An 11,870-nucleotide genomic window follows, 5' to 3' on the forward strand; every position below is an offset into this window, starting at 1 on the left:
GTGGGTGCATGGTCGAAACAGCTCCGCGCACCGTGCACTTCCACCAGAAGCACCACCGAGCGGTCGTCAGCGGCGAGAAGGTGACCACCGTCCGGTGGAACGAGTCGGTGCAGGTCGGCGCTGCGACGTTCGTCTTCGACGACCACCCCACTGCTGGACCACTGGCCGGGACGATCACGGCCGTCAACCGGCACCGGCTCGACACACTCACCGCAGAACAAGCACATCAGCCACCGGGCACCGACATGCGTCGCTTCGGGCGACAGCTCCGGGAGAACTACTACCCCGACATGCCGGATGACGCCGTCGTCGAAGTCGCCGAACTCGTCCTCGGGCCGTCGTGACGGCCGATCTGCCACCGGCGGCCGCGAGCACCACCGGCGGTCGCGTGCTACCTCATCGAGGAACCGTGGACACTCGACTCCGGTGCGGCGCACGTCCAGCGTCGACTCGCTCGTACCGGCCTGGACGAACCGAGCGGCGCGCTCGCGCTGGCGATCGAACACCTGGTCTCCGCGGTGCTGCGCAGTGAGCTGCGCGCAGCCTAGGGTCGTCGGACGAGGACCCGGCCGTGTCGATCGACTCGGCGACGGACACGACGGGGAGATGCAGCAGATGAACGCCACCGCAACCCTCCACGTTCGACGCGCGGGCCGCGACGGCGTCCCAGAGCTCACCGACTGGACGAGCGACGACCCCGTGGCCCGGATCGGTGCGGATCGCCTGACCGCTGAACTCGCCACCGGGAACTACCGTCCGGAGTGGTCCTGGGTCGCCGAGCAGGCAGGCCGGCCCGTCGGTCGTGCGCTCTGGTGGGGGCGGTCCGGCGCAGACCGCCCCGCGACCCTGGACTGCCTGACCGCCAGCGCTCGCGGAAGTGAGGCAGTTGCGATCGGCGCTGCTCTGGTCCGCGCCGGGCTGGACGCCTTCGGCGACGGCGCACCCCTGGAGTTCAACGTCGACGTCTCCCCGGACTGGAGGAGTGATCCGGCAGCGGTCGCGGCTGCTCGCTGGCGGCACGAAGCCGCCCACCTGGGCGGGTTCTCCCGCACCACCGAGCGGATCAGCTTCGCGCGCACCCCGTCGGATCCGCAGCCTCCACGGTCGACCCGTCTGCGCTTCGTCCCCGCCGAGGACACGACCTTCCGGGGGCTGATCGCCGCCGTCGCATCCGGCTCCCTCGACGACCACACCAACGACCTGGTCGCCCGCGAGGGCGTCGATGCCCTCGCCGACGACGATCTCGACTTCTACCGATCCCTTCCTGGCGAGCGCGGGGCATGGCGGACCGCGCATCTCCCGGACGGCACGACGGTGGGGTTGGTCATCCCCACCAGGACCGCCTACGACGCGAGCATCAGCTACCTCGGCGTGCTTCCCGAACACCGAGGACACGGGTACGTCCACGACCTGCTCGCCGAGATGACCCACGTCCACCACGACGACGGGCAAGCCCGGATCGTCGGGACCACCGACGCCGCCAACACCCCGATGCGAGCGGCGTTCGAACGAGGCGGCTTCACCGTCACACGCGTCCGCATCGTGCACACCCAGTGAGGGAAGTCCCGACGGTCGGCCACCGACGTCCGCCGGCGGGTCCGCGACCATCGTCGGCATCACCGTCCGCGAGTACGGACGCCGACGCCCGGGGCGGTCGGCAGGTGATCGCTGTGGTCCGACCCCCACGCGCGGGGGAGTGGACCGGTCTGTCGCTCAGGCACGGACTCGCCTAGGCTCGGCGTGGGACGGGGGGGCTCCGCTGTCGGCCGACGTCGAGTCGGGCGCAGGGAGCGTGCCCGTGCCGTGACCATCGCATCGACGTTCCTGGGGGGAACCATGACGGATCACAGTTCGAAGAGCGGCCGAGGGATCTCGCGCCGAGGTCTGCTGCAGGGAGCCGCCGTCACGCTCGGTGGAGCAGCACTGACCGGGGCGGCATCGTCGCCGGCATCGGCGGCGGGCACCAAGCCGTTCATCCCGTCGGGGCTGACGTACGCGGCGAACGATCCGCTGGCGGGCTTCTTCCGCAAGGTCGCCGCCGGCACCGCGACCATCGTCACGGCGGGTGACTCGATCACCGAGGCGTTCGGCGCGGCGAACCCGCAGAAGGGCTACCCGGCACGGGTGCGGGCACGACTCCGCAACGGTGCGGGACAGGCGCCCGGCGGGCTGGACTACGTCCCCGCTCGCTCGCAGTACACCACCGTCAAGACGCCGCCGGCCACGGCGACCTACGTCTCGTACGCGGGGCCGGACGGTGCCGCGATCGACCTGCGCTCCGCGACGTACGCGGGGGACCGGAGCACGCGGTCCGGTCTCGGCCGGCGTGCCGTCGCCCTGACCAGCAGCCGGGTCCGGTCGCTCTCGTTCACGCAGCGCTTCACGTCGCTCGTGCTCGCCTGGCGCGCGACCTCGAGCACGCGTGACGCGGTGTCGATCACCATCGACGGCACCACGGTCCCGCTGCCGGCCGTGTCCAGTGGTGAGCAGACCTGGACCAGCCCGCGCCGGGCCTCCGCGACGCGCACCGTGACGGTCACCTGGGGCAGCGGCGAACCCTTCGTCGAGGGGTGGCAGCTCTTCGACGGCGACGAGGACGGTGGGTTCCACGTCCTCGAAGCGTCGCAGTCGGAGTCACGGACCGAGGGGTTCGCGCTCGCGTCGTCGGCGGCCAACGGCAACGACAGCTGGGCCGACGCACTCCGTCGGTTCTCCCCGGACCTGATCACGTCGATGTGGGGGACGAACGACTACGGCAAGGTCACCCCGGCGGTCCTGACGGAGCAGACGCGCAACTACCTCGACCTGGTGCACGACCGGAGTCCGGCCTCCGCGTTGCTCGTGGTCATGCCGTACCAGCTGGGCGCGGCCTCGGCGACGGAGTGGGCGAAGTACCGGGCCGCGCAGCAGCAGGCCGTGAACACGTTCCGTTCCGCGAACCCGGGCGTCTCGATCGGGTTCTTCGACCTCGGTGCGTACGTACCGCCCTACTTCGGCCAGACCGGCGCGAAGGACAACCCGTACATGTCCGACGGCATCCACCCGAGCGACACCGGCTACGACGTCATCGCGGCGATCCTGTACGCGTACTTCACGTCGACGCCGGCCTGACACCCGTCGAACGACGCCGTTGCGAGCAAGGCGGCGGAGTCACGTGACGTGCGGGCCTCCCTCGACGGTGTGACCGGCCCGGTGCCGGAAGATCCCCAGCCTTCACCGTCCACGACCGATGCACCGATCGTCATCGGTGACGATCGACTCGGTCTACGCCTGCAGCGTCCGAGGAAGCTTCGCGGCAGGTTCCGCGATCGGGTAGGTCGTCGGATCCGTCCGTGAAGTGATCGCGAGGTACTCGACCGGAAGCCACGGGATGGGCTCCGGCGCGGACCGCTGTCGTGGCCCGCGGAGCCCGAACCAGCGCCGCTGGCCGAGGGGTGTCGGCGGAGTCAGCAGTCGCGCGAGGTCGGCCTGGTCGGTCGGTTCGACCGCAGCCCGGTGGAACAGGCTGCGGTCGTGGCGTCGTACCGAGCCGAACGACAGATGTTGGCCGATCTCGTCGGCGTAGTCGGTGCCGAACCACGAGAGCCACTTCGGCGTCGGCGGCAGCCCCTTCCAGACACCGCGACCGCCGAGGCCGGGCTCGTACTCCGCGGAGACCGGGTACCAGAGCTGCCGGCCGGACCACTCGGCGCCGTGCAGGACCGAGGCGGATGCGTACACGGCGTCGACCCGGCTGGCGACGGCGGTGAAGAACCGCACGACCGCTTCGCGGTACCGGACGTCGGCGAGGGCGTCGGCGAGGATCGTCAGGTGGTGGGACGCCACGACGGCTCCCTCCCAGACAGATGAGCTGATGCTCCCGTACGCCACCGGGCCGCTCCCTGTCCACGAGGTACCGGCGTCACCTGGTTCATCCTCATCGAGGTGGACCATGAACGCCTCCGCGCGGCCGGGCTCCCACCGGTGCTGCAGCGGCTCCGTCCTGCCGTACCGGCGGGGAAGCGCGTCCGGGAGGTGCCGGCGAGCGAGTTCGAGGAAGGTCTCCGCGGTGGACTTGAGGTCGAGTCCCTCGGTCCGCACCCACCACTTGATGTCGAGGGTCGTGACGATCGCGCCGCGAGCGGGTGTTGCCCGCCTCGTCGAGCCACGGCGGTGGACTTCGTCGGTCTGCACGTCGTGCACGGCTCCCCGCATGGCCAGGGCGATGCGTCGAGCAGCCCGGATCGCGTGGGGTACTTCCGACGCCTCCGACCCTTCAATGCGGACGACGACCTGGGACGTCGCGCCGAGCAGGACCGCGGTGATCTCGTCGGGGACGTCCTCGGGTTCGACTCGCTCGGGCGGTTCCACCGTGAACGAGTAGCGGCGGCGAGCGCCACGGACCACCACGAACGGCGACGATCCGGCCGTGCCGTCGTCCTCGACTGCCAGACCGGTGACGAGCGCCGCAGCTCGCAACGCCTCGGGTCCCGCCTCGTCTCCGTAGACGTACAAGTCGTACGACATCACTCACCTCTTCGTCGGTGACCACGACTGTAGGGGAGTCGGTCCGCTCGGATGCAGACGGCGTGCGCGGCCGGGACGTCCGCTAGCGTCGAAGCGTGACGACGACGCGAGGAACCACACAGCCGGACAGCAGGGGACGCACCGGTCTCGACCAGGTCGGTCGTGGCCTCGACCGCAACCCCGACGTGGTCGTCCGGGACGTCGAGGTGACGTCGGACGGCTGGCACGTGCTGCGTCGGACCACGTTCGACGTCCGGGGCCGCGACGGCTCGTGGACGACCCAGCAGCGTGAGACCTACGACCGGGGCAACGGCGCCGCTGTCCTGCCGTACGACCCGGTGCGCGGCACGGTCCTGCTCACCCGACAGTTCCGCTGGCCGGCGTACGTCAACGACCACCCGGACGGGATGCTGGTCGAGGTGGCGGCGGGTCTGCTCGACGCCGACGACCCGGAGACCGCCGTCCGGCGGGAGGCGCGTGAGGAGCTCGGCGTCCGGCTCGGCCAGCTCACCCACGTGGTCGACGCGTTCATGAGCCCCGGCTCGGTCACGGAGCGGGTGCACTGTTACGCCGCCCCCTACGGACCGGAGGACCTCGTCGATGCCGGCGGCGGGGTCGCCGAGGAGGGCGAGGAGATCGAGGTGCTCGAGGTGCCGGTCGACGAGGCGATGGCGATGCTCGGCGACGGCAGGATCGTCGACGGCAAGACCATCCTGCTGCTCCAGTGGGCCGCGTTGCACGGCGTCGTGACCAGTGACGGTTGGGTCCCTGCCGCAGTCGGTGAGCCCAGTGTCAGGCCCGGAGCGCCTGCAGGGCCGGATGTCCGGCCAGGGCGTCGTGCCCGTGCGTGAGCATCACGGCCATCGTCGCCAACGCCGGCGCCATCGCGCCGGTGAGTGACAGCGGCGACGTCTGACCACCGAACTCGAGGACCACGTTGTACTGCTCGGGGTCCGGGTAGATCGCCGTCACCGCCGACCAGTCGAAGCTCAGCCAGCCGCGGCCCCCGACGTTGCAGACCAGCCGCTGGTTGCTCACCACGACGTCGACCTGCTGCTGTTCCCGCCATTGTGTGGCCGCCATCGCCTGTGCTCGGGAGCGTGCGATCGAGTTGCCGATGGCGTTGCCGATCACCGCTCCCGCGACCCAGGCCGGCCGTCCGAAGGCGACGACCCCGGTCTGCCCGTAGGTGACGTCCGTGCCGTAGTACCGGGCGTACCCGAGGAAGCCGCTGAGGAAGAACCGTTCACCGTGGTGAGGGACGACGTTCCAGACCTGGATCTCCGGCGGCAGCTCCTTCCGCATCAGCGACGCACGGAGTGACACCGCGTGGCGCCATCCGTACGCGTAGGCGTCCTGGTGACTCTGCACCGACTGCTCGCGCTTGGTCAGGTGACCGAGAGACCGCTGCCACGCCCGGTAGGCGTCGTGGCCGCGTCGGATCGCGATGATGCCGAACACGATGGGTGCGGCGAACGCGGCGAGCAGGAACAGCAGGCCGAGCAGCGACAGCCCGATGGACTCCTGTCCGTTGCCGGCAGAGGTCAGCTGCCCGCCGACCAGGGCGAACGCCACGTAGCCGATGGGTGCGAGCGCGGCCGGTACGACCCACCGCCGGTGCCGCGCCCACCAGGACCCTCGCTTGTCGTTCCCGCTCGTCGTCGTCATCGTCGGACCCCCGCGCCCCGTGCCACCCGTCCCCACGACGGGTGGTCGGGTTCCAGTCTGGTGCGCTCCGGGCCCGTCGCGCCACCGCCACGACGGAGGCCGAGCACGCGGGGCCGAGCACGCGGGGCCGGCGCGGAGACCGGGGCCGGGGCCCGGGCCAGGAAATGCCGGGAGGCGCGCCCGAGGATCCCGCTCGGCCGCAGGTCACGGTCGACGGGAATCAGGGCCGCGCGCGGTCAGCCGTGGTGAGCCAGGCGCGCAGCGTGCTCGCGGTCTTTCTGGTGCTCGCGGACGACCGCACTCACGGCCAACCACGTGACCAGCGTGCTGAACGCGCCGACGAGCAGGGTCCCCGAGATGCTCGACATCCAGACGATCGTCTGCGTGTTCGCGGCGATCGTCTCGAGGTCGCCGTCAGCCTTCGTGAACACGACGAGCACCCCGACCGCCGTCCCGATCGCTCCGGCGAACAAGATGATCGTGATCGCTGCGAGGGCTCCGCGCCAGCCGTTGTCCATGCCCCGACCGTACCGGCCGTCCGGGCGGAATCACGAGCGGCACTCGAATTCAGCCTGACTCATCACCCGGAACGCGCGACCACACCGCCAGGTCCACCCGGCCGTCGTCCGTGAACCCGGCGTTCCTCGCGACACCTTCGTGGACGAACCCGGCGCGGGACGCGACCCGCGCCGACGCCGCGTTCCCGGTCGCGACGCGGAGTTCGACTCGTTCGAAGGAGTGGACGTCGAGCAGCCACGACGACAGGGTGCGCACCGCAGCGGTCGCCAGGCCCCGCCCGCGGAACCCGGGCGCGAGCCAGTAGCCGAGCTCCGCCGTGCGGGCTCGCCAGTCGACGCGCTTCACGTCGATACAGCCGCCCAGAGCCCCGTCGACCCGGATGCAACGGACCAGCCCGGCTCCACTGACCCGGATCGACTCACCACCCACGGTCACCCACTGCTCGGCGAGCTCCACCGGGTACGGGCGCGGCAGCGGCAACCACCGGCGGATGTCCGCGTCCGCGACCGCCGCGACGAGCGCCGGAGCGTCCGCCGCGTCGAACGCGGTCAACGCCGTCGTCGCGTCCACGGGGATGACGGCGTCCGGGAGGCACGACACCGCAGGCCGCGCCGGTTGCGCTGGGCGGGCCTCCCGTCCGCTCACCGGACCACGCTCCAGTCCGTGGGCAGTCCGGGAGCCGACCACGCAGGATCCGGGACCCAGCCGGACCAGTCGGCGTCGAACGGGAAGCGTCGCTCGCGCGCAACGGTGGTCGCGTCCTCGCCAGCCTGTTCGATCACGGCACGCATGCTCGCCGGCCAGTGGCCGGTCGAGGCGTAGAAGGCGAGTTCGTCTTCGTCCTTGTACCGGACGGACCAGGTGCCATCGGGGGCGGTGGTGGCGACGACGTCGAGCGTCCAGTCCTGGCTGTCGAACCCGATCGGTGTCCGGATCCAGGGCAGCTCGAGGTTGACGTACCAGTCGGGCAGCCAGTCGGAACCGTCGTGCCAGCGCCACACGGACCATTGCGAGCCGGTCGGGTGCACGCGGACGACCGCCGCGCCGGTCCACCGGTCCTCGACGTAGGAGCCGTCCCAGTCCTCGGGCAGGACCAGACGTCCGTTCGGACCGCTGCCGACACCGGCGCGGCGACGGACCGCCGAGCCGACCGGACTCGCGACGACGGCCAGGTCGTCGTCATCGACCAGGACCCGGCCGGCAACCGCGAAGGCAACGGCGTCCCCGCGGGTACCGAAGTCGTGCACGCTGCGGATGACGACGGAGTCGCCCGGGGCGAACGGCTCACTGCGGCGGTCGGAACGGGCGCTCGTGTCCATGGCATCGACCGTACCGGCCGTCCCAGCGGGGGAGGCGGGCCTCCCGTCCGCTCACCCCGCCTCCGCCGGGCGCCACCCGAGTTCCGGGCCGAGCCGCTCCGCGATGTCCGTGATGATCTGGGCGTAGTCGTCGGGCTCGAGGTCGAACGGCAGCGCGAACGCGACCTCGGTGACCGCCTGGTAGCCGGCGTCGGCGCGCAGACGGTCGGCGATCTCCGCCGAGGTCCCCACGAGGTCCGCCGCGAAGAGCAGCCCGCCGGGCCCGAACGGCACCCCGACCCGGCCGGAACGCGAGTCGACGTAGTGGCGGTAGCGCGCCTCCTGTTCGGGCGTCGCGCTGTCCGTCGGGATGACCACGAGCCCCTGGGAGATGCGGGCGGTCGCAGGGGTCGGGTGCGCGGCGAGGTAGGCGTCGATCTGGGCCCGCTGGTTCGTGGCGAAGTCGGTGCCGACCTCGCTGCGGGTGACGCTCGAGGTGAGCAGGTGGAACCCGTTCTCGGCAGCCCAGACGGCCGACCGTGTACTGCCCGTCCCGTACCAGAGTCGGTCGACCAGGCCGGCGCTGAGGGGCTGGACCGTGCGCGAGAACTCCTCGATGCCGCGTCGCTCGGCGGTGTCGCTGACCGGAGCTCCGCCGACCAGGTCGCGGAAGCGCAGCAGGCGGTCGTTCCCGAGGTCCTCCTGGTCGGCGGTGTCGGGGTAGATCGCATCGCGGTAGAGGTCGTAGTTCATCGGGGGACCGGCGGAGAACCCGGGGTTCAGCCGGCCGCCGAGCAGCACGTCCACCGTGCCGAGGTCCTCGGCGAGCCGGAACGGGTTCTCCGCTCCGATCGGGGTGACGGCCGTGCCCAGCTCGATCCGGGAGGTCCGCTGCGACGCGGCAGCCATCACCGCGACCGGGGACGAGATGCCGTGCTGCAGGTGTCGGTGGCGGAGCCAGGCGCTGTCCAGGCCCAGGGCCTCGCCGCGCTCGATCACCCGGAGGGTGTCCTCGATCCCCACCGACGGATCAGCGGGGTCGAACGAACCGATGGTGAGGAAGCCGACACGTTCCGGGGGAGTTCCGTCGAGGGGCATGCGCCGATCGTGCCAGACATCGGGGCCCGTGCCCATGCCACGATCGGCGTCAGCGGTCGAAGACCTCCGGCAGCGCCGCCACGAACGGGTCGAAGTGGCTGTACCAGACGGAGTGCGCCGCCCCGGGGATGCTCCGGACGTCCACACCCGACGCGGTCAGCGCCGCAGCGGTCGCGTCGTCGACGTAGTGGCTCGGGTCCGCGCGGACGACGATCGACCCCGGCCGCGGCAGCCACGTCCCACCCGGTCCCGCCGCGATGGCCGCCGCGGTCGCCGGGTCGAACCGGGAGGCTGCGCGTGCCTCCACCTGACAGTCGCGCTCGCCGTAGTGCGGCTTCTCGGCTCGGAGGCGATCCACGGTCCGGCTCGCTCGGTCCGCCTGGTACTCGGCCTGCACCGCGACCCGGTCGTGCCCGCCGCGGCTCGCGAACGGGGCATCGACGAACACCGCGACGCCCGGGTCGAGCCGCCCGGTCGCGACGGCCGCGGCGAGCAGCAGGCCGCCGAATGAGTGTCCGACGGTCACCGTCGGCCGGATGTCCATCGCATCGAGGGTCTCCGCGACCGACGCAGCGGCGCCGGGGAGGGTCATCGCCTGGCTGCGCGGCGAGTGTCCGTGCCCCGGCAGGTCGATTGCGACGACCCGGACTCCGCGGTCGGCCAGGAGGCCCGTGACGCGCCACCAGCTCTCCGCTGAGCCCGTCATCCCGTGCAGGAGCACCACCGTCTCGGAGCCCTCCCCGGTGGTCTCGGCGTGCAGCAGCATCCCCACATCGAAGCACGGCCGATGCGTTCAACGGTGATTCACCGTGAGTTCCGCATGGTGCAGGTGGTTTCGCATGTTGGGCCCATATCTTCATCGCAAGCGCGATTGCGTGAACTCCTCTGCGCTGGTCGAAGGACCACGATGACGGAAGGTCGGTCCTTCGTTGACCACCACTCCTGTCCAGTCGGGCTACACCCGGACCCGTCCCGCGACGAGCGGACGGGGTTCGAGCACATCGACGTACTCGGCTGTCCTGGCACAGGTGAAGGAGCACGACCTGCTCCGCCGCCGCACCGGTTTCTACTGGTCCCTCTTCGGTTCCCTGATCGGCACGCTCGCCCTGGCCTGGGTGGCGTTCTCGTTCCTCGGTGACTCCTGGTTCCAGCTCATCGTCGCCGGTGTGCTCGGTGTCCTGTTCACCCAGTTCGCGTTCCTGTCGCACGAGGCCGCGCACCGGCAGGTGTTCGCGTCGCAGCGGTGGAACGACCGGGCCGGCCGCTACGTCGGCACGTTCCTCGTCGGCCTCAGCTACTCGTGGTGGATGAACAAGCACACCCGTCACCACGGCAACCCGAACACCGTCGGCAAGGACCCGGACATCGCGCCCGGCGTCATCGCCTTCATCCCCGAGGACGTGCCCGCGTCCGGCCTGAAGCGTGTCTTCACCCGCTTCCAGGGCTGGCTGTTCTTCCCGCTCCTCACCCTCGAGGGCATCAACCTGCACTGGTCCGCCGTCCGCGCGGTCATCAGCGGCACCGGCACCACGGCCGACCGCCGACACCGGATCATCGAGGGCTCCTTGCTCGTCGCCCGCTTCGGCATCTACCTGACGGCCGTGTTCTGGTTCCTGCCGTTCGGGATGGCGTGCGCGTTCCTCGGGGTGCAGCTGGCCGTGTTCGGCGTGATGATGGGCGCCTCGTTCGCCCCGAACCACAAGGGCATGCCGACCATCGCCCACGACGCCAAGGTCGACTTCTTCTCCCGCCAGGTCCGCACCTCGCGCAACATCCGCGGCGGCTGGTGGGTGTCGTTCCTGATGGGTGGCCTGAACTACCAGGTCGAGCACCACCTGTTCCCCTCGATGCCCCGCCCGGCGCTGAAGCAGGCACGCCTGCTGGTCCGCGACCACTGCGACACCCTCGACGTGCCGTACACCGAGACCACCCTGCTGCGCTCGTACGGCATCGTCGTCGCCTACCTGAACCGCGTCGGACTCGCAGCACGCGACCCCTTCACCTGCCCGATGGTGTCGCAGCTCCGCATCAACTGACCGCAGCCGGACAGGAGCCGGACGGCCGAGGGAAGATCACTGCATGGTCCTCTCCCCGGTCTCCGGCACCGACATCGAGCAGCTGCGATCATTCCTCCGCGACAGCGACCTGACCCTCGCCGGACTCGACGACGAGTCGGTCCGGCTGTGGGTGGAACGCGACCCCGACGGCACGGTCGTCGGCAGCACCGGGTACGAGTGCAGCGCCGACGGCCGGGACGTCCTCGTCCGCAGCGTCGCGGTCGCAGCAGGACGGCGTTCGGCCGGTGCCGGGACACGCCTGGCACGGTTCGCGCTGGACCGGGCGGCAGACGACGGCGCGGAGCGTGCCTGGTTGTTCTCCCGGCGGTCCGGCCCGTTCTGGCAGGGCCTCGGATTCGTGTCGGCAGACCGGCAGAGGCTCGTCGCGGCCCTGCCGGAGACGCAGCAGGTGCGCCTGTTCCTGACGACGGGCCAGCTGGACCGGGAGGTCGCGTGGACACGTCCGCTCGACCGGGGACTTCCGGGCGCATCGGTGCAGCACTAGCGTGATCCCGAGACGTGGGGGAGGGACCGTGTTGATGATGCTGTTGTTCCCGATCGGGGTGGTCGGGACGATCGTGCTGCTCGCGCTGGCGGTGCGCGGGTCGACGCAGAAGAGCCCGACCCAGGAACGCCAGGACCGGGAGTGGCGCGCTCGTCGCGCGGACCGCAAGCGGGCTCGTTCCCGTTCCTGAGCAGGCCCCGAGCAGCCGGTCGCCGCCGC

General features: G+C 71.1%; 14 protein-coding genes. 7 read left to right on the plus strand and 7 right to left on the minus strand.

The window, feature by feature from the left end:
* The first annotated feature begins 8 nt into the window (after positions 1-8).
* The 3 genes from QL987_RS05435 (at position 9) to QL987_RS05445 (ending at position 3,111) form a co-directional block, all read left to right on the plus strand.
* A complete protein-coding gene (locus QL987_RS05435) occupies positions 9-344 on the plus strand; it encodes an ASCH domain-containing protein (protein WP_290156661.1) in 336 nt (111 codons plus the stop codon).
* Positions 345-615: 271 nt separating this feature from the next.
* Positions 616-1,557, plus strand: coding sequence for a GNAT family N-acetyltransferase (locus QL987_RS05440; protein ID WP_290156662.1), 942 nt, complete (start codon positions 616-618; stop codon positions 1,555-1,557).
* 279 nt (positions 1,558-1,836) lie between these two features.
* Positions 1,837-3,111: an SGNH/GDSL hydrolase family protein gene (locus tag QL987_RS05445; RefSeq protein WP_290156664.1), complete on the plus strand. Its 1,275-nt coding sequence runs from the start codon at positions 1,837-1,839 to the stop codon at positions 3,109-3,111.
* Between the two features lie 153 nt (positions 3,112-3,264).
* On the opposite strand, the gene QL987_RS05450 is transcribed toward QL987_RS05445, so the two are convergent.
* On the minus strand, positions 3,265-4,506 hold the full coding sequence (locus QL987_RS05450) for a hypothetical protein (protein ID WP_290156665.1): 1,242 nt from the start codon (positions 4,504-4,506) through the stop codon (positions 3,265-3,267).
* A 95-nt stretch (positions 4,507-4,601) separates the two neighbouring features.
* On the opposite strand from QL987_RS05450, the gene QL987_RS05455 reads away from it, so the two are divergent.
* The gene (locus tag QL987_RS05455) at positions 4,602-5,357 is read left to right on the plus strand and encodes an NUDIX domain-containing protein (protein WP_290156666.1); all 756 of its coding nucleotides are present in this window, start codon (positions 4,602-4,604) and stop codon (positions 5,355-5,357) included.
* Here QL987_RS05455 and QL987_RS05460 read toward each other — a convergent pair.
* The 6 genes from QL987_RS05460 to QL987_RS05485 form a co-directional block, all read right to left on the minus strand.
* Positions 5,299-6,174 carry a hypothetical protein gene (locus QL987_RS05460; RefSeq protein WP_290156667.1) on the minus strand — a complete coding sequence of 292 codons (876 nt, stop codon included), beginning with the start codon at positions 6,172-6,174 and terminating at the stop codon, positions 5,299-5,301. The genes QL987_RS05455 and QL987_RS05460 overlap by 59 nt on opposite strands.
* Before the next feature lie 236 nt (positions 6,175-6,410).
* Positions 6,411-6,692 (minus strand): hypothetical protein, encoded by a 282-nt coding sequence (locus QL987_RS05465; RefSeq protein WP_290156668.1) that lies wholly within the window; start codon positions 6,690-6,692, stop codon positions 6,411-6,413.
* Positions 6,693-6,741: 49 nt separating this feature from the next.
* Positions 6,742-7,263: a GNAT family protein gene (locus QL987_RS05470; RefSeq protein WP_290156669.1), complete on the minus strand. Its 522-nt coding sequence runs from the start codon at positions 7,261-7,263 to the stop codon at positions 6,742-6,744.
* Positions 7,264-7,334: 71 nt separating this feature from the next.
* A complete protein-coding gene (locus tag QL987_RS05475; protein ID WP_290156670.1) occupies positions 7,335-8,012 on the minus strand; it encodes a DUF402 domain-containing protein in 678 nt (225 codons plus the stop codon).
* Positions 8,013-8,063: 51 nt separating this feature from the next.
* Entirely contained in the window at positions 8,064-9,089 is a 1,026-nt protein-coding gene (locus tag QL987_RS05480; RefSeq protein WP_290156671.1) for an LLM class flavin-dependent oxidoreductase, read from the minus strand.
* Positions 9,090-9,138: 49 nt separating this feature from the next.
* Positions 9,139-9,855: an alpha/beta hydrolase family protein gene (locus QL987_RS05485; RefSeq protein WP_290156672.1), complete on the minus strand. Its 717-nt coding sequence runs from the start codon at positions 9,853-9,855 to the stop codon at positions 9,139-9,141.
* A 163-nt stretch (positions 9,856-10,018) separates the two neighbouring features.
* On the opposite strand from QL987_RS05485, the gene QL987_RS05490 reads away from it, so the two are divergent.
* Genes QL987_RS05490 through QL987_RS05500 form a run of 3 tightly spaced genes read left to right on the plus strand, consistent with a single transcriptional unit; the run spans position 10,019 to position 11,841 of the window.
* Complete coding sequence (locus QL987_RS05490) at positions 10,019-11,125, plus strand: acyl-CoA desaturase (protein WP_290156673.1); 1,107 nt, start codon at positions 10,019-10,021, stop codon at positions 11,123-11,125.
* Between the two features lie 43 nt (positions 11,126-11,168).
* Positions 11,169-11,651, plus strand: a complete 483-nt coding sequence (locus QL987_RS05495; RefSeq protein ID WP_290156674.1) for a GNAT family N-acetyltransferase — start codon at positions 11,169-11,171, stop codon at positions 11,649-11,651.
* Between the two features lie 34 nt (positions 11,652-11,685).
* Positions 11,686-11,841 (plus strand): hypothetical protein, encoded by a 156-nt coding sequence (locus tag QL987_RS05500; protein WP_290156675.1) that lies wholly within the window; start codon positions 11,686-11,688, stop codon positions 11,839-11,841.
* Positions 11,842-11,870: the final 29 nt, after the last annotated feature.

Origin of the sequence: Curtobacterium sp. APC 4022 (assembly GCF_030407555.1) — a bacterium.
GTDB lineage: Bacteria > Actinomycetota > Actinomycetes > Actinomycetales > Microbacteriaceae > Curtobacterium.

What these genes read in the sequence shown, in the direction of transcription:
- QL987_RS05435 (WP_290156661.1), top strand. Translation starts at nt 9, where the DNA reads ATGGTCGAAACAGCTCCGCGCACCGTGCACTTCCACCAGAAGCACCAC.
- QL987_RS05440 (WP_290156662.1), top strand. Translation starts at nt 616, where the DNA reads ATGAACGCCACCGCAACCCTCCACGTTCGACGCGCGGGCCGCGACGGC.
- QL987_RS05445 (WP_290156664.1), top strand. Translation starts at nt 1,837, where the DNA reads ATGACGGATCACAGTTCGAAGAGCGGCCGAGGGATCTCGCGCCGAGGT.
- QL987_RS05450 (WP_290156665.1), bottom strand. Translation starts at nt 4,506, where the DNA reads ATGTCGTACGACTTGTACGTCTACGGAGACGAGGCGGGACCCGAGGCG.
- QL987_RS05460 (WP_290156667.1), bottom strand. Translation starts at nt 6,174, where the DNA reads ATGACGACGACGAGCGGGAACGACAAGCGAGGGTCCTGGTGGGCGCGG.
- QL987_RS05465 (WP_290156668.1), bottom strand. Translation starts at nt 6,692, where the DNA reads ATGGACAACGGCTGGCGCGGAGCCCTCGCAGCGATCACGATCATCTTG.
- QL987_RS05475 (WP_290156670.1), bottom strand. Translation starts at nt 8,012, where the DNA reads ATGGACACGAGCGCCCGTTCCGACCGCCGCAGTGAGCCGTTCGCCCCG.
- QL987_RS05480 (WP_290156671.1), bottom strand. Translation starts at nt 9,089, where the DNA reads ATGCCCCTCGACGGAACTCCCCCGGAACGTGTCGGCTTCCTCACCATC.
- QL987_RS05485 (WP_290156672.1), bottom strand. Translation starts at nt 9,855, where the DNA reads ATGCTGCTGCACGCCGAGACCACCGGGGAGGGCTCCGAGACGGTGGTG.
- QL987_RS05495 (WP_290156674.1), top strand. Translation starts at nt 11,169, where the DNA reads ATGGTCCTCTCCCCGGTCTCCGGCACCGACATCGAGCAGCTGCGATCA.
- QL987_RS05500 (WP_290156675.1), top strand. Translation starts at nt 11,686, where the DNA reads ATGATGCTGTTGTTCCCGATCGGGGTGGTCGGGACGATCGTGCTGCTC.